Raw genomic sequence first — 26,042 nt, forward strand, 5'->3', positions numbered from 1 at the left:
TACTGTCGGGCGGATGAGTGAGACCCAGCAGCATCCCGAGGATGCGACCAGACATCGCGGAGACGAAGCGCAGCGGAGCTCGACCAGACATCGCGGAGACGAAGCGCAGCGGAGCTCGACCAGACATCACATCGGTACCGCGCAGGTCGGTGAGATCACCATTGCTTATGAGGACATCGGTGATCCGGAAGATCCGGCTGTTTTGCTGATCATGGGCCTGAGCGCTCAGCTCACGTTCTGGCAGACCGAGTTCTGCATGTCGATCGTCGAGCGGGGCTATCGCGTGATCCGGTTCGACAACCGTGACATCGGGCTGTCGACGCATCTCGACGGCGCCCGTGTCGGCGGGAATGCACTGACCGGCCTGGCCCGACTCGCCAAACACGAACTCGGACTGCCGAGTGATGTGCCGTACACGCTGGTGGACATGGCCGGTGACGCCATCGGACTCCTGGATGCGCTCGGTATCGAGCAGGCTCATGTCGTGGGCGGTTCGATGGGCGGGATGATCACCCAGGTCCTCGCGGGCACGCATCCCGATCGGGTGCTGTCGGTCGCGATCCTGTTCTCCAGCACCAATGAGGCATTCCTGCCGCCGCCCGATCCACGGAAGCTGAAGGCGCTGCTGACCGGACCCGGCAAGGGCGCGACCCGTGAGCAGTACGTCGAGAACGCGGCGAAGGCGATGCGGACCATCGGTAGCCCCAAGTACGCATTGCCGTGGGAAGAGTCGTTGCGCCGTGCGGGGCTCGCCTATGACCGCGCGCATGACCCTGCCGGGATCGTGCGGCAGACCGCTGCGGTGATGGGTACGGGAAGTCTCAAGAAATACACGACCGCGATCACGGCGCCGACCGTCGTCATCCACGGCAAGGTCGACGGTCTGATGCGTCCGTCGGGCGGCAAGGCGATCGCTCGCGCGGTCAAGGGGTCCAAACTCGTTCTCATCGACGACATGGGTCACGACATCCCCGAACCGTTGTGGCCGCAGATCATCACCGAACTCACGGAGAACTTCGCCCGCGCCGGGGTGGCTCAGCCGGAGTAGCTCCACGACGACCACCGGGTCACGGTGATGGCGATGACCTGCCCGGCGAGTGACACCGATTCGTACTGGTCGTACTTGGCTCTCAAGAGTTGCCGGGCCCGGTCGGCTCGTTCACCGTCGGTATGCACGGTGGCCACGCCGTCGACCCGGACCCACCAGAGTTGTTGCCAGTCGTCGTCGTAGTGGTCGACGAGCACGCTGACCTCGGGCTGCGCCTCGATGTTGGCCAGTCGCCGGAGCCTGATCGTCGACTTGGGCTTTCCGTCGACTGCGGTGTAGACGACGTCGCCCTCGCAGGCGAACACGATCGGTACCAGATGCGGTTGACCGTCGGACGCGACTGTCCCGAGCACCGCAGAGCGGGCGTCGGTGAACCGGATCCGCGCAGAGTCGTCCATATGAGACGACAGTAGCGACCTGGCTCTGTGGTGACCGCGGCAGCCGGGTCCGCGGCCATTGCGTGGGCCGATAAGCTGTCACCCACCATGGCTTCTGCATCGAAACCGCCGTTCTACATCACGACGGCCATCGCTTACCCCAACGGCGCCCCACACATCGGGCATGCCTATGAATACATCTCCGCGGACACCCTCGCCCGTTTCAAACGGCTCGACGGCCACGAGGTGCTGTTCGTCACCGGCACCGATGAACACGGTCAGAAGATGCAGCAGACAGCCGAGAAGGAGGGCATCGAGACCCGCGCGCTCGCCGACCGTAACTCTGCGGCCTTCCAGAAGTTGCAGGAGACCCTCGGCAGCAGTTTCGACCGATTCATCCGGACCACGGATGCCGATCACCACGTCGCGTCGAAGGCGATCTGGGAGAAGATGGCCGCGAACGGCGACATCTACCTCGACAAGTACTCGGGGTGGTATTCCATTCGCGACGAGGCGTTCTACGCCGAATCCGACACCAGGGTCCTCGAGGACGGCAGCCGCGTCACCAACGACACCGGCACCGAGGTCGAGTGGACCGAGGAAGAGGCCTACTTCTTCCGGCTGTCGGCCTACCAGGACAAGCTGCTCGCGCTCTACGAGGAGCATCCCGAGTTCATCGGACCGGTGACCAGGCGCAATGAGGTCGCGAGCTTTGTTCGCGGCGGACTGCGCGATCTGTCGGTGTCGCGCACCACCTTCGACTGGGGTGTCAAGGTGCCCGGACACGACGACCACGTGATGTACGTGTGGGTGGACGCGCTGACGAACTACATCACCGCGGCCGGCTATCCCGACACCGAGTCCGAGAAGTGGAAGAAGTTCTGGCCCGCCGATCTGCACATCATCGGCAAGGACATCATCCGTTTCCACTGTGTCTACTGGCCGGCGTTCCTGTTGAGCGCCGGGATCGAGTTGCCCAAACGCGTGTTCGCGCACGGCTTCCTGCTCAACAGCGGCGAGAAGATGAGTAAGTCGGTCGGCAACGTCGTAGACCCCTACGTGCTCGTCGAAGAATTCGGTCTCGACCCCATCCGGTTCTTCTGCCTGCGTGAGGTGCCCTTCGGGCAGGACGGCTCGTACAGCCACGAGGCCATCGTCGCGCGGGTCAATGCCGACCTGTCGAACGAACTCGGCAACCTGGCCCAGCGCACCCTGTCGATGGTGGGCAAGTACTTCGACGGCGTACTTCCCGAACCGGTGAACCTCACCGACGCCGACAACGAGTTGCTCGCCAAAGCAGACGGGTTGCTCGACCGTGTGCGCGTCGAATTCGATCAGCAGGCGATTCATACTGCGCTCGAGGCGATCTGGGAAGTTCTCGGCGACACGAACAAGTACATCTCCGTCGAGCAGCCGTGGAAGCTGGCCAAGACCGACCTCGAACGTACCGGAACGGTGCTCTACATCTGCGCCGAGGTCGTCCGGATAACCACCTTGTTGGCGCAGCCGGCCATGCCGGAATCCACCGGTCGCCTGCTCGATCAGCTGGTCGTCGGACCAGATGCCAGGACGTTCGATTCCATCGGTACACGCCTCAAAGCCGGCACGACGCTACCGAAGCCCACCCCGATCTTTCCCCGGTTCGAAGTCCCGAAGGACTGATCGTTCGTTGCGCAGCGTTGAGCTCGGTCCGGCGGCCCCAGCGGATGTGTTGCGCGCCCTCGACTTCCACACCCGGCGACTCGGCATACCCGGCCCCGCGGCACTGATCGGCGATTGGCTCGACACCGACGCGGTGATCGCCCCGTCCATCTCGCTGCGCGCCGGTGTCGACATACCGGACGACCCGCAGGAATTCTGGTTCGGGTATCGGAGCTTTTCCGATCGCGCCGACGAGGGCCCGCTGCCGCCCACCGCGGGCGGTACGACCGACAGCGTGCTGCACCTCGATCGCACCGGCAGCTGGTGGTGGACCTCGCTGAGCGGTCAGACCTGCCCCGACTGGGTCCGGGCCTGTCTCACCGAACACCACAGCCACATGTGGTCCGTCAACTGGCAGCTGCCGCCGCAGCGCCCACACGTGGAGGCAATTGCTCTGTGTCTGGACGCGATACGTGCAGGCGAGGTCTACCAAGCTTGCATCTGTACCCGGTTCTCCGGACGAATCGTCGGGTCGGTCGCGAACTATTTCGCCGACGGAGTCGCGGTCACCCGCCCACGCAAATCTGCTCTGCTGCAGGGCGACTGGGGATCCGTCGCGTCTTTCTCCCCCGAGACGTATCTGCGGCGACGAGGCAACGTTGTCTCATCGAGCCCGATCAAGGGAACCCTCCCGATCGATCTCGACCCGCAGGTTTTGCGAAACTCGGCCAAAGACGTTGCCGAGAACATCATGATCGTCGACCTGGTACGCAACGATCTCGGCCGGGTGGCCGTCCCGGGTACCGTGATCGTCACCGAACTCCTCGACGTCCATCCCGCACCCGGAGTCTGGCACCTCGTGTCCACGGTCCAGGCCACCACCGCGTCAGCAGTGACCAACACCGACCTCATCGAGGCGACCTTCCCCCCTGCGTCGGTCACCGGAACGCCGAAAATGCGCGCTCAGGAACTGCTTTCGAGCTGGGAGCCCTTCCCTCGGGGGGTGTACTGCGGCGCGGTCGGCGTCGTCTCCCCCACTGCAGGCCTCGATCTGAACGTCGCCATCAGGACGGTGCAGATCACCCCGAACGGTGCGGCATACCTTGGCGTCGGTGGCGGCATCACCATCGATTCCGACCCGCTCGCCGAATGGCAGGAATGCCTCGACAAGGCCGCAGCCATCATCGGCCTGCAACCGACCTGACTCCCCTATTCCTGTCGCGCCGCCAGCACCGCTTCGTACAGCTCGCGTTTGGAAGCGCCGGTGGATGTCGCGACCGTCGCACATGCATCCTTGAGCCGGATGCCTTCGGCCACCAACCGTTCGACGCGTGCAATGAGGTCGTCGATGTCGGGTTCGCCTACCACCGCACCTTCGAGGACGACGGTGATCTCACCGCGCACACCGCCCGCCGCCCAGTCGACGAGTTCGGCCAGCGTCCCGCGTCTCACCTCCTCGTAGGTCTTGGTCAGCTCGCGGCAGACGGCCGCGCGCCGATCCGGTCCGAGGACCTGAACCGCATCCGTCAGACACTCGGCAAGGCGATGAGGTGCCTCGAAGAACACGGCCGTCCGCGCTTCCTCGACGTATGCCGCCAGCCAGGTCTTCCGCTGCCCCGACTTCCTCGGCGCGAACCCGTCGAAGCAAAATCGCTCGACCGGCAGTCCGGACACTGCCAGCGCGGTCGTCACAGCGGAGGGTCCGGGCAGGCACGTCACCGCCAGCCCTGCCTCCACACAGGCCACCACGAGCCGATAGCCGGGGTCGGAGACCGACGGCATGCCTGCATCGGTGACGACCAGCACGGTGGCACCTGAGCGCACCTCGTCGACGAGCGCGGGTGTCCGCTGGGCCTCCACCTGGTCGTAGTAGCTCACGATGCGACCGCCGATGCTCACACCGAGCCCGGTGGCAAGGGCTCGCGTCCGGCGGGTGTCCTCGGCGGCCACCACATCGGCGGTGGCCAACGCGTCACGTAGGCGGGGTGAAGCGTCGTCGAGGCGACCCATCGGGGTCGCGGCAAGTACCAGTAGGCCCTGCGGTTGCGGAGAGTTCATCACTGCACAGCCTACGATTGGCTCCGTGACGTTTGCCCCGCCGCTCGAGATCTCCGCACCGGAGGACTCGATCTCAGCTCGCCGCGCAGCCGAAGAGCTGCCCGGCACCTACGCCGAGGACCTCGGTACCAGTCCTGGGGGCGCCCGCACGATCCCGGCGCCGGTGTTCGGTGCCACCGATCGGCGTCGCGGCTGGATCGTCGCGCTGGTCCTCACGGCGATCGGTGCCCTCACCCGGTTCGTCAATCTCGGTTCGCCCACCGACAAGGGCACCCCTGTCTTCGACGAGAAGCACTACGTCCCGCAGGCGTATCAGGTGCTCACCGGCGACAACTGGCTCGAGGACAACCCTGCCTACGGCCTCGTCGTCCATCCGCCGGTCGGTAAATGGATGATCGCGGCCGGTGAGTGGATCTTCGGCTACGACGCGTGGGGCTGGCGTTTCATGTCGGCGGTCTGCGGGACGCTGATGATCTTGATCGTCATCCGGCTGGTCCGGCGGCTGACCAGGTCGACGCTCGTCGGCGGCATCGCGGGCGTACTGATGATCTGCGACGGGGTGGCGTTTGTCAGTTCACGGACCGGCTTGCTCGACATCTTCCAGATCTTCTTCGTCCTGGCCGCGCTCGCGGCGATCGTGTGTGACCGCGACCAGATGCGTGCGCGGATGCACCGGGTATTCGTGGAAGGCCGGATCGATGATTCGCCGTACGGACCACGCCTGGGCTTCCGGTGGTGGCGCTTCGGCGCCGCGGTTCTCCTGGGGCTGGCCTGCGGTACGAAATGGTCGGGGATCTACTTCGTCATCGCCTTCACGGTGCTGTCTCTCGGCTTCGACGTCGCGACCCGCCGGGCCTACAAGGTTCGTCGACCGTGGCGCGGAGTCCTGGTCCGCGACCTGGTCCCCACCGGTTTCTCTCTGGGAATCACGCCTGTCCTGGTCTATCTGGCCACCTTTGCTCCCTGGTTCGGTTCGGAGACCGCGGTCTACCGCTATGAAGTCGGTAGACAGATCGGCACCGGCGGCCCGTTCGCGTGGGTGCCGGACGCGTGGCGTTCGCTCTGGTATTACGAATCGGGTGTTCTGGACTTCCACTCCCACCTGACGAACTCGGCGGGCAACCACCATCCGTGGGAGTCCAAGCCTTGGACCTGGCCGATGAGCTTGCGGCCCATGCTCTATTACATCGAGTACGGCCCCGACAAATGCGGTGAGTCCGAGTGCGTGCGGGCGATGATGTTCATCGGGACGCCCATCCTGTGGTGGCTTGCCCTGCCGATGCTGGCCTGGGCGCTGTGGCGGATGGTGATCCGCCGCGATTGGCGCTACGCCGTCGTCCTCGTCGGCTACGGCGCGGCTTTTCTGCCCTGGTTCACCAACCTCGACCGCCAGATGTATTTCTTCTACGCCGCGGCCATGGCCCCATTCCTCATCATGGGTGTGGCGCTGTGCGCGGGCGACATCCTCGAGGCGGGGCGCCGGGCCAGACGCAACGGTTACGAGTGGAAGATCGTCAGCACGGTGGGCGTCAGCATCTATCTGGGGCTGGTGGTGCTCAACTTCATGTGGATGTGGCCGATCCTGACGGGTGAGCCCATCTCGAGGGAGATGTGGAACATGCAGATCTGGCTACCGAGCTGGAGTTAGAAACGAACAAACCCACCTGTTCTGGTCACACCCACGGGCCGTGGACCCTTGGGTGTGACCGGAACGAGTGGGTTTGCCAGTCGAGCGCGAGCTACTTGTCTTTCGGCTTCCGAGGTGAATCGATCGCGTCGGCCTGAGCAAGTTGCTCCGGGGTGATCGCGGAGAACTCACCCGACGGCAGCACATCGTTCGAATCGTCTTCGATCGCAATGATGTTCGCGTGGGTCCGCAGATCGCGGTCGAGGTTGCCCTCGTAGTGCGTCTGCGCCACGATCAGTGGATCCTTACGCAGGTCCATGAACAGCGACACGCACATCAGGATCATGACGATCACGAAGGGCAGCGCCGCGATGATGGCCATCGTCTTGATGCCTTGTAGCGCGTCATCGCCACTGACCCAGAGCAGCAGAGCGGCAACAGCACCGGTCAGTGTGCCCCAGAAGATGGTCACCCGCTTGGTGGGTTCATGCGCTCCCCGTTCCGAGAGCGTTCCCATCACCAGCGATGCGGCATCGGCTCCCGAGACGAAGAAGATCGCGACCAGGATCATGACGAGCACCGAGGCGATACCGGCCAGCGGCATGTTGCCGAGCATGTCGAAGAGCTGACTCTCGGGTGTCTCGATGTCGGCCAGGTTCTTGCCGTCCATCTGCTGCTTGATCGCAGTCCCACCGAAGATCGCGAACCAGACCAGCGAGACGATGGTCGGTACGAACAGCACTCCGACCACGAACTGGCGGATGGTGCGGCCACGGCTGATCTTGGCGAGGAACATGCCGACGAACGGGGTCCAGGACACCCACCACGCCCAGTAGAAGATCGTCCAGCCGGCGAGCCAGGTTTCGCCCTCACTGTCGACGGTGGCGCCGGAGCGGGCGGAGAACGAGGTGATGTCGTTGAGGTAGGTGCCGATCGTCGTAGGCAGGACGTTCAGGATGAAGACGGTCGGGCCCACCACGAAGATGAACAGCGCCAGCACGATGGCCAGCACCATGTTCGTGTTCGACAGCCACTGAATGCCTTTGGCGACACCCGAGACGGCCGAGGCGACGAATGCGGCGGTCAGTACAGCGATGATCGCGACCAGCAACAGCTTCGACGGCTCGTTGAGCCAACCGATCTCGACGAATCCCGAACCGATCTGTGCAGCACCGAGTCCCAACGATGCGACCGTGCCGAAGAGGGTCGCGAAGATCGCCAGGATGTCGATGACCTTGCCGCCCCAGCCGTTGGCGCGGTGACCGAGGATAGGAGCGAAGACCGCACTCACCAACTGACCCCGACCGCAACGGTAGGTGCTGTAGGCGATCGCGAGACCGACCACGGCGTACATCGCCCACGGATGAAAGCCCCAGTGGAACATGGTGGTTGCCATCGCCACGCCGACGTCGTCGGCGCTCTGCCCCGGTGGGGCGTTGACGTAGTGCGTCAGAGGCTCGTTGGCGCCGTAGAACATGAGTCCGATACCCATGCCGGCGCTGAACATCATGGCGATCCAGCTGATGGTGTTGTATTCCGGCTTCTCGCCGTCGCGCCCGAGCGGGATCTTGCCGTACTTGCTGACGGCGAGATAGATCGCGAAGAGGACGAAGAACGTGGCCGAGAGGATGAACACCCAGCCCAAATTCTCGGTTATCCAGGCGAGAACGTCCTGGGTCCTGGTGTTGAGGCTCTCCTTGTCGACGATGCCCCAGATCACAAACGCGATCACGGCGGCGGCTGTCACCCCGAATACCACCAGGTCGATGCGCGGTTTCGGCCCCGGCACGTCAGGGGTCGGAACCGCGTCGGATGTTTCGGTCTTCAATGCCATGAACTCAATAACATCAGTGTTGGGTCTGTTTGTTCAACTTTTGCCGAACATTAACTACTTGCTCGTAACCTTTTTGCCGACTGGTCTGAATTCGGACAATGGTCTGCTCACCTGCGCAAAGCCTGGTCGAGCAACGACTTGATGTGACTGTCGTCGACACGCAATTGTCGCAGCGCGGCAACATGCTCGACAGTCAGGAGGGCGGCGCGCTGGAGGGTCGAATCGGAGTGGGCCTTGATGAATGAGCCCTGTCGTCCTCGGGTCTCGATGACGTCCTCGGCCTCGAGCTCGCGATAGGACCTCGCGACGGTATTCGGCGCGAGCGAGAGTTCTTGTGCCAGCGCCCTGACCGTGGGCAACCGGCTTCCGGCCAGGAGGGATCCGGTGTTGACCAGTTCGATGACCCCGCGCCGGACCTGCTCATAAGGTGCGATGTCCGAGTCCGGATCGAGTGTGAGGCCGAGACCGTTGCCGATCGTCATGCTCACAACCGATCACGAGACACCGGACACGACATACAGCGGGGACCACCTCGTCCCGACCCCAGCTCGCTGCCGGCGATGGTCAGTACTTCGATACCCGAATCCTCCAGTCGGCGATTGGTTTCGACGTTGCGGTCATAGGCGACCACCACGCCCGGCGCCAGAGCCAGCGTGTTGTTCCCGTCATCCCACTGCTCACGCTCGGCGGTCACCGCATCCAGCCCGGTGTCGATCACCCGCAATTTCTCGATACCCATCGCTTCGGCCGCTGCCTCGACGAACGGCTGGGGTCCGGTGACGGAGACAGATTCACCGCTGTGGATGGTGAAAGCAGACAACGAATCCTGAATGACCGGGTACATGACGACGGCGTCGGTGTCGACCATCGTGCAGACGGTGTCGAGATGCATCGACGCCCGACGCTGCTCGATCGGCACCGCCAGCACCGTGTGCGCCAGGTTGTCGTCGAACAGGCTGCGTGCCAGCGCCTCGGCACCCGCGGGAGTCGTGCGCTCACCGACTCCGACGGCGACCACACCCGGCGCGAGCAGCAGCACATCGCCGCCCTCGACCGGCGCGGTGTGGGACTCGTACGCGCGGCGCACCCCGAGAAATCTGGGGTGGTGGGCGTAGATGAGATCGGTCAGCGAGGTTTCGCGGACCCGGGCCGGCAGCGCCAGGGAGGTGATCGCGAAACGATCGCCGATCCAGAACGAACTGTCTCGCGTGAACAACAGGTTCGGCAACGGGTCGATGGCGAACTCCGCACCGTGATGCATGCGCCACACCAGCGAGGACCGGACCGTGGCAGCTGATTCGGGCATCTCGTCGAAGGTCATACCCGCCATCAGCACGCGGGCCAGGTCGTCCGCCGACAGGCCCCGGAGTTCGGTCGACAAGTCCTGCGCGAGGTGGTGTCCGAGTCGGCGCGGGCTGACTGCGGCCGCTATCCCCTGCATCCGAGCCGCGCCGCTGCTCTCGAACGTCTCCTTCAGCAGGTCTCCGAGGAGCAGGACCTCGACGCCGCGACCGGTGAGCACGTCCGCGAATGCGTCGTGTTCTTCCTGTGCGCGATCCACCCACGGCAGTCCGTCGAACAGCAGTTGATCGCTGTTCCGAGGGGTGAGTCGCCGCAGTTCGTCGCCAGGACGGTGCAGCATCACCGTGCGCAGCCGGCCGACCTCGGAATCGGCTCCCAACAACGGTCCCGCTGAACTCGACACGCCTGAACTCGGCACCCCTGAACTCGAAACCTCAGAACTGGAAACGTCGGACATGAGCACAACGGTAGTGCCGTCAGCTCTCGTTCGCCCGTAAGTTGTCGGTCCCGCGCGGTGGGAGCGTCTCGCGCGCGAACATCCAGAAGATCGTGGCCACGAATGCGACTGCACCGGTCACCGCGAACGCGGGGCCGAAACCCCACTGCTGCGCAATGAAACCCGCGATCACGGGCCCAGTGATCGCACCCAGGTCGGCAACCATCTGATAGGAGGCCAGCGCAGGCCCGCCCTGTCCGCGACCGGCCAGTACGTCGGCGAGCGCAGCCTGATGGGTGGGCGCGAACAGTCCCGACCCGATGCCTGCGACGAACGTCAGCGCACTCGCGACCCAGATGTTTCCGCTGTAGCCGAGTACCGCTGTGGAGGCACCCATCAACAGCAGCCCCGGTAACATGATCGGCCTGCGTCCCAGGGAGTCGGACAGCCTGCCCGCTGCGATGATCGCGATGACGTTGCCCGCCGAATACACCGCGAGCACCACCCCGGAGATGGCGGCCGACTCGCCGAGGCCGTCCACGATGAACAGGGGCACCAACGCCACCCGCACGCCCATCGAAGCCCAGCCCTGGGTGAAGGCCGACGACAGAATCGCCCGATAGGCGCTATCACGCAGCGCTTCTGCGAAGGGCATCGCGACCTGGCCGTCGCCGCCGGGCAACGGACGCCCGCCGACGCTGCGCAGCTGGGTGGCAACCACTGCCGACGCGATCAGCAACGCGATCGCGTAGACGACAAAGGGCATGCGGAGGCCGAAACTGACCAGTGCGCTGCCGACCAGCGGGCCCATGATGTTGCCCATCAGGAAGCCGGCACTGAAGTATCCCGAAACCCGTCCCCGGATGTCCGGTGGCGCCAATCGGATCATCAGGGCGGTCGCCGAGACTGTGAACATCGTCGAACCGATTCCGCCGAGTCCGCGGAAGACAAGCAGTTGCCAATATGTCTGGGCGAAGGCGCACGCCAGCGTCGAGGCCGCGACCACCAGCAGTCCACTCAGGTAGATCCGGCGCTCGCCGAGAATGCGGACCAGCCGCCCGCTGGCGGGTGCGAACAGCAGTCGCATCACGGCGAACGCGGAGATGATCACCGACGCCGCCGTGTAACCGACGTTGAAGCTGCGGGCGAATGCCGGCAGGGCGGGCGCAATCAGCCCGAATCCGAGGGCGATGACGACGTTGGCACTGAGCAGGACCCATATCTCGCGGGGTATCTGCTTCACGTGGCCAAGCTACCGCCGCGGTGCACCGAATCCCGAATCGCTCGGTGGCACACGTCGGCGACGCACAGGTGCCGCGAAGCCATACCGATCCCGGTGAGACCGCGTTACCATCTGACAACAATCGTTATCAGAGCCGCGCACCGCCGAGGAGCCCCGATGCACAAGAATCCGACCCGAACGGCCGATCTGATGACGGCGCTCGGCACCACGATGGGGGTGGCGAATGTGATCATGCAGCTCACGCCGCCGGAAGTCGGCTATGGCGTCCTCGAGAGCAGGGTCGACAGCGGCAGCACCTTCGAGCACCCCTTCAAACGGGCGCGCACGACCGGCCAGTATCTCGCGGTGGCGGTCCAGGGCAACGACGACGACGCGGCATACGTGCGCGATGCGCTGCGCACGGTCCATGACCAGGTCACCTCGACCCCGGACAGCCCCGTCCGTTACAGCGCCAACAATCCGCGACTGCAGTTGTGGGTTGCTGCGTGCCTGTATCGGTTCTATGTCGACCAGTACGAGTTCATGTACGGCCCGCTGAGCGTTTCGTCCGCCGACGCCGTCTACGCCGACGCCGCCAGGCTCGGGACGACCCTGAACGTTCAACCCGACATGTGGCCCGCGGATCGAGCGGCGTTCGAGGTCTACTGGGGCGAGCAGACCCGCGAACTCACCATCGACCCACCCGTCCGGGACATGCTGGTCTCGCTCGCCGACCTCAGTTTCCTCCCACGACCTCTCGGTCGATTCGGGACAGTTCTGCACCGGCTCTTCGGACGGCAGCAACTGTTCATGACCAAGGGAGCGCTGCCCGAACCGTTTCGCCGCGCCATGGGTTTCGACTGGACGGCAGCCGACGACATCCGCTACCGCAAGGCGATCGATCGCTACCGACGGATCGACCGCGTCACGCCCGGACTGCTCAAGGGCTACAACGAGGTCATGCTCGCCGGCCTCCGAATCCGGCGCCGATTCGGCATCAGGGTGTTCTGAAGTCCGGCGTAATCGACCGCGACAAAGCCGGAGAGGGCTAGCGTGAACTGATATGACCCCCATCACCACCCGCAGCGTGTGCAACCTCTGTGAGGCGATCTGCGGCCTGCAGGTCACCGTCGACGCGGGCAAGGTCACCGATATCCGCGGAGATCGGGACGACCCGCTCTCCCGTGGGCACATCTGCCCCAAGGCAACCGCACTGACCGACCTGCACCTCGACCCCGATCGGCTGCGCACACCGCTGCGCAAGACGGCGGACGGGGGCTGGGAGGACATCAGCTGGAAGGCCGCGGCGACCCTGGTCGCCGACAAGATCGTGTCGACACAGGAGAAGTACGGGCGCGACGGCGTCGCCGTCTACACCGGCAACCCCAACGTGCACAGCCTCGGATTCGTCACCCACGGTGTGCCGTTCCTCGGTGCGTTGGGCACCCGAAACATGTTCTCGGCCACCTCCGCCGACCAGTTGCCGATACAGCTGACCGCACATCTGATGTACGGCCATCAGTTGCAGATACCGATTCCCGACCTCGACCACACCGATCATCTGCTCATCATCGGCGCCAACCCCGTCGTCTCGAACGGGTCGATGATGACGGCGCCGGATTTCCGCAACCGGATGCGTGAGCTGCGTCGCCGCGGCGGCAGGTTGGTGGTGATCGACCCGCGCCGCACCGAGACCGCCGCCATCGCCGACGAGCATCACTACGTTCGCCCCGGCACCGATGCCGCCCTGCTGCTCGCGGTGCTGCACGTGCTGGTCCACGAAGCGGGCGTCGACGACAAGCGCATCGCGCACCTCCCCCTCGCCGGACTCGATGAGCTCGAGGCCGCATGTCGCAGTACGACCCCGGAGTGGGCCGCACCCCTCACGGGTGTCGACGCCGAGGACATACGCTCGATCGCCACCGATTTCGCCGCGGCCGAGCGCGCAGTCGCGTACGGGCGGATGGGGGTCTCCACCCAGCAGTTCGGCACCTTGTGCCAGTGGGCGATCCAGGCCATCAACGCGGTCACCGGCAACCTCGACCGTGTCGGCGGAGCCCTGCTGACCGATCCGGAGATCGACCTGGTGGCACGCAAACTCAGCGGCCGGGGACATTTCGACAAGTGGCGCAGCCGGGTTCGCGATCTCCCGGAGTTCGGCGGAGAGCTCCCGGTCTCGACGTTGGCCGACGAGATCTCCACGCCGGGCGAGCGGCAGATCAAGACACTGATAACCGTGGCCGGAAACCCCGTGTCGTCGTCACCCGGCGGCAGCGGCCTGGACGAGGCGCTCGCCGGCCTCGACTTCATGGTGTCCATCGACTTCTACGTCAACGAGACGACTCGGCACGCCGATCTCATCTTGCCACCGACGATGATCTTCGAACGCGACCACTATGACCTGATCTTTCACCAACTCGCAGTGCACAATTCGGCTCGCTTCTCCCCCGCAGTCGTCGAGAAGTCCGCAGGCGCGAAACACGATTGGGAGATTTTCCGCGATCTGACCTCGGCGATCGCACGTCGACGAGCGACCTCGCATGGTCGGGGGATCAACGCCCTCAGACGCCGGGCCGCGGGAATGCCGGCACAGGTCAAGTCGAGGGCCCGATCGCGTGCGACCCCACGCACCCTGCTCGCGCTACTACTGCGGACCGGACCGGGCAAGCTCACCCTGTCGGCCTTGCTCCGGTCACCGTCCGGTGTCGACCTGGGCCCGCTACGGCCAGGGCTGCGAGGCAAGCTGGTCGCCAAGTCGGGTGCAGTGCAGTTGGCACCGCCCCTGCTACTGGCGGATCTGGACCGCCTGCACACCGACCTCGTCAGCATCGCCGACGGACAGTTGCTGTTGATCGGCCGCAGGCACCTGAGGTCGAACAACTCTTGGATGAACAACTCGCCGAGGCTGTCGAAAGGCCAAGCCCGACATCACCTGCTCATGCACCCCAAGGACCTCGCGGGGTGTGGACTGAGCACGGGCGATCGCGCGGTGTTGCGTTCGCGCGCAGGCAGTGTCACCGTCACGGTCGCCGAGACCGACGACATCATGCCCGGCGTGGTCAGCCTGCCCCATGGCTTCGGTCAGCGACGGTCCGGTGTCCGTCTGGCCGTGGCCGGGCAGGTCGACGCACCATCGGCGAATGATGTCACCGACCCCATGCACCTCGACACGGTCTCCGGCAACGCCGTCCTCAACGGCGTGCCGGTGACCGTGTCCCCGTCCTGACAGGTCGACGCGGTGCGAAAGCCTCAGCCCATGTGTGCAGCCGTCATCGACTGCAACTCGTCCTTCTTGACCCGGACCAGGATCAGCACCACCGGTGTCGCGAGGATCAGCAACCCGGCCGCCCAGGCGAACGCCGTGGTGTAACCGGATACCTCGGCGGCGACGAACGCCACCCGTCCTTCGGTGAGCGGATTGGCGGACAACGAATCCGACTTCGCCGACGTGTAGACGGTGGTCAGCAGGGCGGTCCCCAGTGCACCACCGACCTGCAGCGTGGCGCTCGACAGTGCGCTGGCGGCACCGGCATCGTGATCGGGCACTCCGATCAGTGCCACGTTCTGCATCGGTACCATCAGCAGACCCATGCCGAACCCGAAGACGGCCAGGCCCGGGAAGACACCGGTCCAGTACGAGCTGTCGACATCGATCTGTGCGAGCAACAGCAGGCCGGCGGCCGCGACCACGGGGCCGATGGCCAGCGGTATACGCGCTCCGACGGTGACCGTCAGCCGGGCTGCCAGTCCTGAGGCGAGCACGATGAAGACGGTGATCGGCAGGCATGCGACACCGGCCATCATCGGGCTGAATTCGAGGATCGCCTGCAGATAGATCGCGAGATACAGGGTGCTACCGATGATCGCGACGCCGGCGAGCGTGATGCCGATCAGCGCCGCGCCGCGATTGCGATCCCATGGAACCGACAGTGGCAGAAGGGGATTCGCAGACCGATTCTCGACGAGCACGAACACGGCCAGGACCACCAGCCCGCCGATGATGAAGCCGAGGGTGTCGGCCTCGAGCCAGCCGTGTTCTGCGCGGGTGAAGCCGTAGACGAGCGATCCCAGACCGATGGCGACGAGCAGCGCGCCCGGCAGGTCATAACTGGTGTCGCCGTGCGCCTTCGTCTCGACGATGACCGGGACCGCAGCCGCGATCGCGAGCGCGGCGATGGGGATGTTCACCAGCAGGCACCAGCGCCAGTCGACGTACTGGGTCAACGCTCCACCGAGCAGCAACCCGATTGCCGCGCCGCCACCCGAGATGGCACCGTAGACGGCGAACGCTTTGGCACGCTCTTCATTTCGGGTGAAGGTGGTGGTGAGGATGGCCAGCGCAGCGGGTGCGACCAGTGCCGCGAACACGCCTTGGCCGGCGCGTGCGATGAACAGTTCGATTCCGTTCTGCGCGATGCCGCCGATGCCGGACATCACGGCGAAACCGACCATGCCGACGACGAATGAGCGCTTGCGGCCCCAGTAGTCGGCGATCCGTCCGCCGAGCAAGAGCAAGGCGCCGAACGCCAGGGCGTAGGAGGTCACCACCCAGGCGCGGTCGCCGTCACCGATACCGAGTTCGGCCTGGGCGTCGGGTAGTGCGATGGACACGATCGTGGCGTCCAGCACAACCATCAGCTGCGCGATCGCGACGATGGTCAGGACGAGCCACCGCCGCCGGTGGTTCGGGTTGTCCCGGTGGTTCGAAGTATCGGGGTCGAGGCCGGGATGAACCGGTCCCGTGCTCGCCGGGGCGTCAGAAGGAGATGAAGTCACGAGGAGCAAAGGTATGGCAGCCCACCCCCAAGAGTCAAACGAACTAGTTCGTTTGGTTACGCTGTGAGGCATGAGTGTCAAAGATGTCAGCGCGACCAAGCAGCGGATCATCGATGCGGCCCGCACGGAGTTCGCTGATCACGGCCTTGCCGGGGCACGTATCGACCGAATCGCCACCACCGCCAGAGCCAGCAAAGAGCGGCTGTACGCGTACTACGGCGACAAGGAGTCACTGTTCCACGCGATCCTCGATGAAGACTTCGGCCGTTTCCTCGACTCCGTCCCTTTCGACTCGGACGACCTGCCGGGGTATGCGGTCGCGGTGTTCGACGATCTCCGCCGCACACCGCACATACAGCGGCTGATGCTGTGGGGCCAGCTACAGGGCCAGTCCGCTCGCGCACAGCGGCTGGCAAATGCGAATCCGCGCTGGGATGTCCGCCTCGAAGCAATCCGGCGCGCCCAGTCCGCTCAGATCATCGGGCCCACGTGGGACCCCACCGACGTACTGACGGTGATCTTCGGGATCGTCTCCAGTTGGGTGATCACGCCCGGGTCCGATGGGAACATCGACATTGCCCCCGAAGAGTTGGAGCGCAGGCGCGAGATCGTCCGGGACGCCGTTCGCGCGATTTTTCAGGGCTGAATCGCCATATCGAGGTGGAAATACGAGTTTTCCGCCCAGACAGTCTCCGCCCAGACAGTTTTCCGCCCTGAGAGTTTTTCGCCCTGACAGTTTCCGCACTGACAGTTTCCGCACTGACAGTTTTCCGCTTCAACAGTTTTCACCGAAGCAATCGCACGGAAACGTCGCCGCGAGCATCATCAACAGATGAGCGCACAGGAAGCCGGCGGGGCAAACGAGGGGCGCACATCCGTGCGGGCCGCCATCGTCCAGACCAATTGGACCGGCGATCGCGAATCCATGGTCGCCGCCCACATCGATCATGCCCGTGAGGCCGCGGCCCAGGGTGCACAGATCATCGGCTTCCAAGAAGTGTTCAACGCCCCCTACTTCTGCCAGGTGCAGGACTCGAGATACTACGAGTTCGCCGAGTCCATCCCCGGCCCGACCATCGACACGTTCTGCACACTTGCCAGAGAACTGGCGATGGTGATGGTGGTTCCCATCTACGAACGCGAGCAGGACGGAGTCCTTTACAACACCGCGGCGGTGATCGATGCCGACGGCGCACTTCTGGGCAAGTACCGCAAACATCACATCCCCCAGGTCAAGGGATTCTGGGAGAAGTTCTACTTCAAACCCGGCAATCTCGGTTGGCCCGTCTTCGACACCGCCGTCGGGAAGGTCGGGGTGTACATCTGCTACGACCGCCACTTCCCTGAAGGATGGCGGGCCCTGGGGTTGGCAGGTGCGCAAATAGTCTTCAATCCCTCTGCCACCAGCCGAGGCCTGTCGAGCTATCTGTGGAAGCTGGAACAGCCCGCGGCCGCCGTCGCCAATGAGTATTTCGTCGCGGCGATCAACAGGGTGGGCATCGAATCCGAGTACGGCGACGACGACTTCTACGGAACAAGTTATTTCGTCGACCCAGAGGGGAAGTTCGTCGGCGACGTCGCCTCTGACCAGGATCCGGAGTTGGTTGTCCGCGACCTCGACCTGAGTCTGATCAGAACTGTGCGTGACCGCTGGGCGTTCTATCGAGATCGCCGACCTGACGCGTACGGAATCCTCACCGAACCTTGAGCACGACCACCGCATACACCGAGGAGTAGCTGTGTCGACCACATTCATCCATGGCGGCACCGTCGTGTCGCCCACCGGTAGCCAACTGCTCGACGTCCTGGTCGACGACGGCACCATCGTGGCTGTGCTGCAACCTGGTTCGACGGCACTGGCCACCGATCTGGCCGGGTCTGCCGACATCGCGATCGACGCCACCGGCAAATACGTGATACCCGGCGGAGTGGACGGCCACACCCATATGGAGATGCCCTTCGGCGGCACCTTCGCCTCGGACACCTTCGAAACCGGCACCCGGGCCGCTGCCTGGGGCGGCACCACCACCATCGTGGACTTCGCGGTGCAGAATCCGGGCATGCGCATCCAGGACACCGTCGCGGCCTGGCACGACAAGGCTGCGGGCAACTGCGCCATCGACTACGGATTCCACCAGATAATCGGTGGCGTCGACGCCGAATCGCTCAAGGGGATGGCCGAACTCGTCGACGAGGGCATCACGAGCTTCAAGCTGTTCATGGCCTACCCTGGCGTCTTCTACTCCGACGACGGTCAGATCGTGCGGGCCATGCAGGAGGCCGCGGGACTCGGCGCGCTGCTGATGATGCACGCCGAGAACGGCATAGCGATCGACGTGCTGGTGGAGCAGGCACTCGCGCGCGGCGACACGGCGCCCTACTTTCACGGGACATCTCGGGCATGGCAACTGGAGGAAGAGGCCACCCATCGCGCGATCATGCTCGCCCAGCTGACCGGCGCCCCGCTCTACATCGTTCACGTCTCGGCGAAGCAGGCCCTCGCCCAGATCGCGGAAGCACGGGGTGAAGGACAGAACGTCTTCGGGGAGACGTGCCCCCAATATCTCTATCTCTCACTCGAAGAGCAGCTGGGAGCACCGGGTTTCGAGGGCGCCAAGTGGGTGTGTTCCACCCCGCTGCGGTCCCGCGAAGAAGGCCACCAGGACGAACTCTGGCGCTATATCCGGACCGGCGATGTCGCGACCGTCGCCACCGACCACTGCCCGTTCTGTATGAAGGGTCAAAAAGACTTGGGCGTCGACAATTTCGCAAACATCCCGAACGGGATCGGGTCGGTGGAACATCGCATGGACCTGATGTTCCAGGGCGTGAAGGACGGCCGAATCTCACTGGAACGCTGGGTTGATGTCTGCGCGACGACGCCGGCCAAGATGTTCGGGATGTACCCCCGCAAAGGCATCATCTCACCGGGTGCCGATGCCGACATCGTGATATATGATCCCAACGGACACACCAGCATCGGGCTCGAGAAGACCCATCACATGAACATGGACTACTCGGCCTATGAGGGTTACGAGATCGAGGGTCACGTCGACACAGTGCTCTCGAAAGGCTCCGTGATCATCGATCGGAACGAGTACCTGGGAACCAAGGGACACGGCAGCTTCGTCAAACGCGGATTGTCCCAAAACCTCATCTGAAGGCGCGACCTCACCCGATTCACCGACCGGACCCCGGAGAAACCATGGATATCGGCGTAGTACTGCAGTGTGATCCACCGGCCCTACGACTCGTCGACCTCGCCGTCCGCGCAGAGGCCCTCGGCTTCTCGCATGTGTGGACCTTCGACTCGCATCTACTCTGGCAAGAACCGTTCGTGATCCACTCGGCCATCCTCGGGGCGACCAGAAAGGTCACGGTAGGGCCGATGGTCACCAACCCGGCCAATCGCGATTGGACCGTCATCGCAAGCACTTTCGCTACCCTGAACGACCTGTACGGCAACCGCAGCATCTGCGGCATCGGACGCGGAGACTCCGCAGTACGGACCCTCAACGGCAAACCGGCGACCCTGGCAACGCTGCGCGAGGCCATCCATGTCATCCGGGAACTGGCCAATTCTCGTTACGCGGACTACGGCGGTCGCAGGCTCCGATTCCCGTGGAGCCACGGGTCCGAACTCGAACTGTGGGTGGCCGCGTACGGGCCCAAGGCCCTCGAACTGACCGGCCAGGTCGCCGATGGCTACATCTTGCAGCTCGGCGACCCCGACATCGCGGCATGGACCATCGGGCGGGTCCGCGAGGCTGCCGAGGCCTCCGGCAGGGATCCCATGGCGATCAAGTTCTGTGTTGCCGCACCGGCATACGTGACCAAGGACAACAGCCCCGAGTCGATGGCGCTGGCTCGGGATCAGTGTCGCTGGTTCGGCGGGATGGTGGGCAACCACGTCGCCGACCTGGTGAAGCGTTACGGTACGGAGGGCGAGGTACCCGCCGCGCTGACCGACTATGTCGTCGGCAGGGCAGGATACGACTACAACGACCACGGAAAGGTCGGGACGTCGCACACCGACTATGTTCCCGACGAGATCGTCGACCGGTTCTGCATCCTCGGCACCCCTGCCGACCACCTCGCCAAACTCGAAGTGCTCCGGCAGATCGGTGTCGATCAATTCGCGGTGTATCTCCAGCACAATGACAAACGCGCGACCTTGGAATCATACGGGGAGAACATCATTCCAGCACTGCACCCACCCGTGCAGGCGATCGAGGACATCACCTCGACGCACCTTCAGTCGGAGGCGGCGATCAGCAACCCTCACTCTCGATGATCGGGGAACCCTCCAGCCGCGCGAAGCGCGAGACCGCCAGATTGCACAGACCCTGCAGTCGGCAGAGCCAGCGGTCGGTACCGTCCCATCTCGCGGCGAAGGAACTGCGGCCGTGGATGGCTCGGCTGTTGTCGATGATGAACAGGTCGCCGGGACCGAGCACGACCTTGCTGCGGTGGGTCGCCCACACGCCCTTGACCGCGGCCAGCGCAGCGGCGTGTTGTGGACTGTCGGTCGACATGAGATCTTCGTCGTAGGTGATGACAGGGTCGTTCCACGAGCCGCTGAGCACCGGGATGGGTCCGCGGACCTCGTCCGGCACACCGCCGTCGACGAACGAGCCGTCGACGCGTGTGTGGAAGACGGGATCACGTAGCAGTCGAGCGGTCTCAGCGGGCAGCTGCCGTTGCAGCTCGCGGGCCGACAGCAGGTACGTCGCGGCATTTCGGTCGCCGCGTAGACAACCGAGTGCGATGAAATCCGGACGCGACACCATGTTGTGGCACTGCTCGGTATGGCTCTCAAGGTCGACCGCGCTGCCGGTGGAGGTCTGTCGGCGCTGGTGGCTGCGGATCGGCACCAGGGTCTGGACGAGCTCTCCGCGACATTCCGGCCGGTATCCCACCAGATGCACGATGCTCGACAACAGCACCGCCGACTGTTTCGCCACGTCCGTATGGCGCGTCGGGGCGTCGACCGGCGAGTCCGGCGTCGACGAGATCGCACCGACCTCCAGGCCGCTGAGCATCAGACCGCCATCGCCGTCGACCAGGAAATCGAGCAGCAACTCGCGAACGGCTGCCGGCAGCAGCGCCGCCGCGAGTCTGGCCTGCCTGGCGAAGGCTTGCGGATCGTCCAGGGAGTCGGCTTGGACATTCTGCGCGATCATGCCGATGACCTGGCGGTATTCATCGACGGGGACATGTTTGACGGTTGGCCAGGACGCCCCTGGGTTCCATCCTGGATTCGTGTGTGCACTCATCATGAGATTGCCCTCCGATCCGTAGGTCGACGCATTACCAACAGCGTAATGCGCAACACCGGTTCGCACATCGCAACAAATGCGGCGAATTGGTCACCGCGATGAGTTCATGTCGCCGTCGGGGTCTACCTTTCGACCGCCACCGAACCATCGAGCGCACGGCACCAACCCGAGGAGCCCACCATGACCGAGATCATCCCGTCACTCTGGTTCAACCAGAACATCGAGGAGGCGATGAAGTTCTACACCGAGACATTCCCCGATTCGTCGATAGACAACATCACCGAGAATGACGGAAAGGTCTTCGCTGCGGAGTTCACCGTCTCGGGCCAGAAGTTCCACGGCATCAACGCGGGCCCGGAGTTCACGTTCAACGAGGCCGTGTCGTTCATCGTCACCTGCGCGTCGCAAGACGAGGTCGACCACTACTGGAACACCCTCTCCGCCGGCGGCTCGGAATCACGCTGCGGTTGGCTCAAGGACCAGTTCGGATTGAGTTGGCAGGTCGTCCCCACCAGACTCTATGAACTGGCGTCCGATCCCAACCCTGCCCGGGCCAAGGGTGCCATCGACGCCATGATGACAATGGCCAAGCTGAGCATCGCCGACCTCGAGGCCGGCGCCGACGCCGCAGGCTGAGTTATCACGCAAACCCAGGTATCCCAGGCACAACCAGCTGCTGCAACACGTGGTTTTGCCTGGGATACCTGGGTTTGTGCCGCTGCGCTACTCCGCCGCCTCGAGTTTGCGCTCGCAGGTGTCGGTGATGAGGCGGTTCGAACCCAACCCCTGCTGGGCATAGGCATCGTCCGGGTTCAGCAGGTGACACGCCTTCATCGACAGGCAACCACAACCGACGCAGGAGTCCATGAGGTCGCGCATGCGTTGCAACAGCGCGATCCGCTCGTCGAGGTCATCCACCCAGCGCTGTGACGCCTTGTGCCACATGGACTTCGTCGGCGACTCGTGCTCACCGAGCGCCTCCAGGACCGACCCGATGGTGGCCAGCGGGATTCCCGCGGCCTGGGACGCCCTGATGAAGGCCACGCGCCGGAGCATGGCCCGGTGGTACCGCCGCTGATTCCCTGTCGTTCGCCGACTGAAGATCAGGCCACGGTCCTCGTAGTAACGCACGGCAGAGGGAGCCACCCCTGCACGGATCGCCAGCTCCCCGACCGTCAACTCCAACTTCTTCAGACCCATGCGCACATGGTACTTGACTTCAAGTTCACTTGAACTTGAATACTCAGGAACCATGAAACCGACCCCACTGAATTTCGTATCGATCATCGCAAGTGTGCGCACCGGCAGGATCGGACCCGACATCGCACGCTGGTTCCTCGAACAAATAGATGCCGGTGGCCCGGAGTTCGAAGTCATCGACCTCGCCGAACCCACCGGAGCAGGCACCACCCGAATGCTCGAACACGCTGATGGATTCGTCATCGTCACCCCGGAGTACAACCACTCCTACCCCGGCGAGCTGAAGATACTGATCGACGCTCATCGCAGCGAATGGAAGCACAAGCCGGTCATGTTCGTTTCCTACGGTGGCATGTCCGGCGGCCTACGCGCGGTCGAGCATCTCCGCACGGTGTTCGCAGAGCTCTACGCGGTGGGGACCCGCAACGGTGTTGTGATTCACGCACCATGGAGTCACGTCGACGACGGGATCCTCACCCTTGACGACACCGCTGCCGCCTCAGCCCGGCAGGCAATGGATGAATTGATCTGGTGGGCAGAGTTGTTGAAGCCTGAGCGCCCCGCCCGCGCCCGTGGGGTGGCGTGAGATGAACCGACTGGCCAGACAGGTCGCAGCGATCTTGGCACTGGGCACTCTCATGGTGATGCTCGACGTCACGGTCACCGTGGTGGCCATCCCCCGGCTCGCCGAGTCCTTCGACACCAACCTGTCGACCGTGCAATGGGTGACCACCGCCTACGCACTTGCTCTGGTCGCCGTCATGCCGACCGCAGCCTGGGCCATCGCAAGGTTCGGCGCGGCCCGGGTTTACATCACGGCCCTGACCCTCTTCGTCGCCGGTTCGGCACTGGCGGGGCTTGCCTGGAATATCGAGAGCCTCATCGCATTTCGTGCAATCCAGGGTCTTGGTGGCGGCTACCTGCAACCAGTCGGCATGACCATCGCCCTGCAGCTCGTCGACGAACGCCATCGAGGAAAGATGATGGGCTGGCTCGGGTTGCCGCTGATGATCGGCCCGGTACTGGGTCCGGCGCTCGGCGGTTTCCTGATCGACAGCGTCGGGTGGCGTTCACTGTTCCTCATCAACGTGCCGCTCGGACTGATCGCAATACTGTTGGCCGGCAAGTTGTTTCCCCAAGCTGCCGGCAGTGGCCGCAAGCCCCTCGATTGGGTGGGTCTCCTGCTCCTCGCGCCGGGCGGAGCGTTGGTCGTCTACGGCCTGTCCCGGGCCGGCGATCACGGCGACCCATTGACGCCGCAAGTGTTGGTGCCTGGCGTGCTCGGGGTCGGACTGCTCTGCCTGTTCGTGCTGCGTACCAACAGGTCTGCACGGCCGCTGCTCGATCTACGACTGCTCGAACGACGCTCGCTGGCTGTCGGGGCGACGAGCATGTTGCTCGTCGGAGGTGCCTACTTCGGTTCGATGATGATCCTGCCGATCTATGTACAGGCGGTTCGGGGCGACAGTGCCACCACCGCGGGCCTGCTCATGATCGGCCAGGCGTTGACCACGGGCGTGGTGGTGCAGATCGCCACGCGCCTGGTCGACCGGATCGACCCTCGGAAGATCGTCTGGTTCGGTATCGGAGCCACCGTGGTCGCCATGTCGCTGATGACCTCGCTGCTCGCTGCAGACACGTCGTACGCCGTGATCGCGGGGATCGGCGTCCTGATGGGCGTCGGGATAGGTTCCACATTCATGCCGATCATGACCGCCGCCCTGCGAGGAATCACCGGCCCCGACCTCGCGTCGGGAACCACCATCCTCACCACCGGCAACCAATTCGCCGCAGCGATCGGCGCGGCGGCGAGCGCAACGCTGTTGACCGCCTATTTCAACAGCCGGGTACCGCTGCTCGCCGACGGCGGTATGGCGGCAGCACTCGGACTTCCTGATATGGCGCGGCTGCAGGCGGCACCTGGGCTGGCCGGCGCGGTTGCCGACACCTACATCCTCACCCTGGGGATGCTCATAGCCGGATTCGGTGTCTCATTACTGCTACCGGGGTCGGGTTCAGACCCGAAACCAGGCGATCCACGTCAGTCGACGCATCCGGAGACATCCGACGTCGGCTGAGCATGCCGGTCGCCGCCTGCCGACCTATTCCATCGGCAGGCGGCGAGGGCTCAGATCACTCGTGCGGCGTCTTCACGACCAACACGGGGCAGGTGGCCTTGTGCAGGACCGCCTGACTCGTCGATCCGAGCAGCAGACCCCTGAACCCACCGCGGCCACGGCTGCCGACCACGAGCAGCTGCGCGTCTGTGGAGTGTTCGACCAGCTGGGCGGCCGGGCCGTCCGGCACGATGACCCGCTCCACCTCGACATCGGGATAGTCGGCGCCGAATCCGGCGACGCGTTCGGCCACCACCTCTTGCGCCTCGTCAGCGAGCCGCTGCACCTGCTGCGGCTCCAGCCCATACCCGTAGAGGGCGTCCGACGACAGATCGGTCCAGGTGTGGACCACCCGGACGCCTGTGCCCAGCTCCGCCGCGTATGCGAAGGCAGCTTTGAGGGCACCTTCACTGAGCGGCGAGCCATCGACCCCGACCACGACCGGGCCCTGACCACCGGCTCCGGCATGAACCAGCACCGGGCTCTTGGCGTGGGCGGCCACATCGACCCCGACGGAGCCGAGGAACAATCCGCGCACGCCGCCCAGACCGCGGCTGCCGACCACGACCAGGTCTGCGCCCTCCGATTCTGCGATCAACAGCGAAGCCGGCCGACCTTCCTCTGTCTTGATCTTGACCTTCACCCCGGGCGCGACGTCACCGGCGGCCGCAAGCGCCTTCTGCACGTTCGATTCGGCTTCGGCGCGAATGACGTCGATGACGTCCTGCGGGATCACCAGTGCCGGCGCGTACGCAGCGGTCTGCGTTTCATAAGCACCGAGAATCGCCAGCGATTTTCCTTGCCGGTCTGCGGTTTTCGCCGCCCAGATCACTGCCTCGAGAGCAGATTCCGAACCGTCGAACCCGACCACAATTGTTGAGCTCACCCTTGAACCTCCTTGTCCACGTTCCCCCTTCAATGCTTTCCCTGTTGGGTGGACACGTCAATGCGACAGGCGGGTCTACTGCGCCACATCTGGGTGAACGTTGCCCTGGCGAGAGTCGCCCTCGGCAAACGCTCGGCGTGGCTTATGTGCCCGTTACCACCAGCGAGAACGTGTTACCCGTACACTTGAGGCGTCGGACACATTCACCGGCCGGTAACCTTCCCTGAAGAGACCCTCAC

At 64.4% G+C, this 26,042-nt stretch carries 23 protein-coding genes; 13 read left to right on the forward strand and 10 right to left on the reverse strand.

The features are described from left to right. Positions 1-13: 13 nt before the first annotated feature. A complete protein-coding gene (locus tag DFR67_RS05385) occupies positions 14-1,048 on the forward strand; it encodes an alpha/beta fold hydrolase (protein WP_110468411.1) in 1,035 nt (344 codons plus the stop codon). Here the strand turns inward: DFR67_RS05385 and DFR67_RS05390 are convergent. Next, positions 1,036-1,446, reverse strand: coding sequence for a TIGR03668 family PPOX class F420-dependent oxidoreductase (locus DFR67_RS05390; RefSeq protein ID WP_110468412.1), 411 nt, complete (start codon positions 1,444-1,446; stop codon positions 1,036-1,038). The genes DFR67_RS05385 and DFR67_RS05390 overlap by 13 nt on opposite strands. 87 nt (positions 1,447-1,533) lie before the next feature. Between DFR67_RS05390 and metG the strand changes: the two genes are divergently transcribed. Further along, the gene (gene metG, locus DFR67_RS05395) at positions 1,534-3,087 is read left to right on the forward strand and encodes a methionine--tRNA ligase (protein WP_110468723.1); all 1,554 of its coding nucleotides are present in this window, start codon (positions 1,534-1,536) and stop codon (positions 3,085-3,087) included. A gap of 7 nt (positions 3,088-3,094) precedes the next feature. Continuing rightward, positions 3,095-4,270, forward strand: coding sequence for an aminodeoxychorismate synthase component I (locus DFR67_RS05400; protein ID WP_245937744.1), 1,176 nt, complete (start codon positions 3,095-3,097; stop codon positions 4,268-4,270). Between the two features lie 5 nt (positions 4,271-4,275). On the opposite strand, the gene rsmI is transcribed toward DFR67_RS05400, so the two are convergent. Further along, positions 4,276-5,124 carry a 16S rRNA (cytidine(1402)-2'-O)-methyltransferase gene (gene rsmI / locus DFR67_RS05405; RefSeq protein ID WP_110468414.1) on the reverse strand — a complete coding sequence of 283 codons (849 nt, stop codon included), beginning with the start codon at positions 5,122-5,124 and terminating at the stop codon, positions 4,276-4,278. 70 nt (positions 5,125-5,194) lie between these two features. On the opposite strand from rsmI, the gene DFR67_RS05410 reads away from it, so the two are divergent. After that, entirely contained in the window at positions 5,195-6,772 is a 1,578-nt protein-coding gene (locus DFR67_RS05410; RefSeq protein ID WP_110468724.1) for a dolichyl-phosphate-mannose--protein mannosyltransferase, read from the forward strand. A 91-nt stretch (positions 6,773-6,863) separates the two neighbouring features. On the opposite strand, the gene DFR67_RS05415 is transcribed toward DFR67_RS05410, so the two are convergent. From DFR67_RS05415 to DFR67_RS05430, 4 genes are all read right to left on the reverse strand, one after another. Next, complete coding sequence (locus DFR67_RS05415) at positions 6,864-8,585, reverse strand: BCCT family transporter (protein WP_110468415.1); 1,722 nt, start codon at positions 8,583-8,585, stop codon at positions 6,864-6,866. A 107-nt stretch (positions 8,586-8,692) separates the two neighbouring features. Further along, positions 8,693-9,067 (reverse strand): GntR family transcriptional regulator, encoded by a 375-nt coding sequence (locus tag DFR67_RS05420; RefSeq protein WP_110468416.1) that lies wholly within the window; start codon positions 9,065-9,067, stop codon positions 8,693-8,695. A 2-nt stretch (positions 9,068-9,069) separates the two neighbouring features. Continuing rightward, positions 9,070-10,227, reverse strand: coding sequence for an arginine deiminase (locus DFR67_RS05425; RefSeq protein WP_425451254.1), 1,158 nt, complete (start codon positions 10,225-10,227; stop codon positions 9,070-9,072). 136 nt (positions 10,228-10,363) lie between these two features. Further along, positions 10,364-11,566, reverse strand: a complete 1,203-nt coding sequence (locus tag DFR67_RS05430; protein WP_110468418.1) for an MFS transporter — start codon at positions 11,564-11,566, stop codon at positions 10,364-10,366. 156 nt (positions 11,567-11,722) lie between these two features. On the opposite strand from DFR67_RS05430, the gene DFR67_RS05435 reads away from it, so the two are divergent. Then, positions 11,723-12,556, forward strand: coding sequence for an oxygenase MpaB family protein (locus DFR67_RS05435; RefSeq protein WP_110468419.1), 834 nt, complete (start codon positions 11,723-11,725; stop codon positions 12,554-12,556). A 52-nt stretch (positions 12,557-12,608) separates the two neighbouring features. Further along, a complete protein-coding gene (locus DFR67_RS05440) occupies positions 12,609-14,771 on the forward strand; it encodes a molybdopterin-dependent oxidoreductase (RefSeq protein WP_110468420.1) in 2,163 nt (720 codons plus the stop codon). A gap of 23 nt (positions 14,772-14,794) precedes the next feature. Here the strand turns inward: DFR67_RS05440 and DFR67_RS05445 are convergent, their stop codons facing one another. Then, positions 14,795-16,321 (reverse strand): MFS transporter, encoded by a 1,527-nt coding sequence (locus DFR67_RS05445; protein WP_245937745.1) that lies wholly within the window; start codon positions 16,319-16,321, stop codon positions 14,795-14,797. A gap of 70 nt (positions 16,322-16,391) precedes the next feature. Here DFR67_RS05445 and DFR67_RS05450 point away from each other — a divergent pair, with 70 nt between their 5' ends. The 4 genes from DFR67_RS05450 to DFR67_RS05465 all read left to right on the forward strand — a co-directional run bounded on the left by DFR67_RS05450 (position 16,392) and on the right by DFR67_RS05465 (position 20,615). Continuing rightward, positions 16,392-16,967 (forward strand): TetR family transcriptional regulator, encoded by a 576-nt coding sequence (locus tag DFR67_RS05450; RefSeq protein WP_110468422.1) that lies wholly within the window; start codon positions 16,392-16,394, stop codon positions 16,965-16,967. A 186-nt stretch (positions 16,968-17,153) separates the two neighbouring features. Further along, a complete protein-coding gene (locus DFR67_RS05455; protein ID WP_110468423.1) occupies positions 17,154-18,029 on the forward strand; it encodes a nitrilase-related carbon-nitrogen hydrolase in 876 nt (291 codons plus the stop codon). Between the two features lie 31 nt (positions 18,030-18,060). Beyond that, positions 18,061-19,482, forward strand: a complete 1,422-nt coding sequence (hydA, locus tag DFR67_RS05460; RefSeq protein ID WP_110468424.1) for a dihydropyrimidinase — start codon at positions 18,061-18,063, stop codon at positions 19,480-19,482. A gap of 44 nt (positions 19,483-19,526) precedes the next feature. Then, entirely contained in the window at positions 19,527-20,615 is a 1,089-nt protein-coding gene (locus DFR67_RS05465; protein ID WP_110468425.1) for a TIGR03842 family LLM class F420-dependent oxidoreductase, read from the forward strand. Here the strand turns inward: DFR67_RS05465 and DFR67_RS05470 are convergent. Then, complete coding sequence (locus DFR67_RS05470; RefSeq protein ID WP_158539901.1) at positions 20,593-21,597, reverse strand: TauD/TfdA family dioxygenase; 1,005 nt, start codon at positions 21,595-21,597, stop codon at positions 20,593-20,595. The genes DFR67_RS05465 and DFR67_RS05470 overlap by 23 nt on opposite strands. Before the next feature lie 183 nt (positions 21,598-21,780). Between DFR67_RS05470 and DFR67_RS05475 the strand changes: the two genes are divergently transcribed. After that, positions 21,781-22,236 (forward strand): VOC family protein, encoded by a 456-nt coding sequence (locus tag DFR67_RS05475; RefSeq protein WP_110468427.1) that lies wholly within the window; start codon positions 21,781-21,783, stop codon positions 22,234-22,236. A gap of 87 nt (positions 22,237-22,323) precedes the next feature. Here DFR67_RS05475 and soxR read toward each other — a convergent pair whose 3' ends face one another. Further along, complete coding sequence (gene soxR, locus DFR67_RS05480; RefSeq protein ID WP_110468725.1) at positions 22,324-22,800, reverse strand: redox-sensitive transcriptional activator SoxR; 477 nt, start codon at positions 22,798-22,800, stop codon at positions 22,324-22,326. A gap of 52 nt (positions 22,801-22,852) precedes the next feature. Here soxR and DFR67_RS05485 point away from each other — a divergent pair, with 52 nt between their 5' ends. Then, a complete protein-coding gene (locus tag DFR67_RS05485; RefSeq protein ID WP_110468428.1) occupies positions 22,853-23,386 on the forward strand; it encodes an NADPH-dependent FMN reductase in 534 nt (177 codons plus the stop codon). A gap of 1 nt (position 23,387) precedes the next feature. Beyond that, positions 23,388-24,878, forward strand: a complete 1,491-nt coding sequence (locus DFR67_RS05490; protein ID WP_110468726.1) for a DHA2 family efflux MFS transporter permease subunit — start codon at positions 23,388-23,390, stop codon at positions 24,876-24,878. Between the two features lie 55 nt (positions 24,879-24,933). On the opposite strand, the gene DFR67_RS05495 is transcribed toward DFR67_RS05490, so the two are convergent. Continuing rightward, entirely contained in the window at positions 24,934-25,803 is an 870-nt protein-coding gene (locus tag DFR67_RS05495) for a universal stress protein (RefSeq protein WP_170135194.1), read from the reverse strand. Between the last annotated feature and the right edge of the window lie 239 nt (positions 25,804-26,042).

Origin of the sequence: Williamsia limnetica (assembly GCF_003217475.1) — a bacterium.
GTDB classification, from domain to species: Bacteria; Actinomycetota; Actinomycetes; order Mycobacteriales; family Mycobacteriaceae; genus Williamsia; species Williamsia limnetica.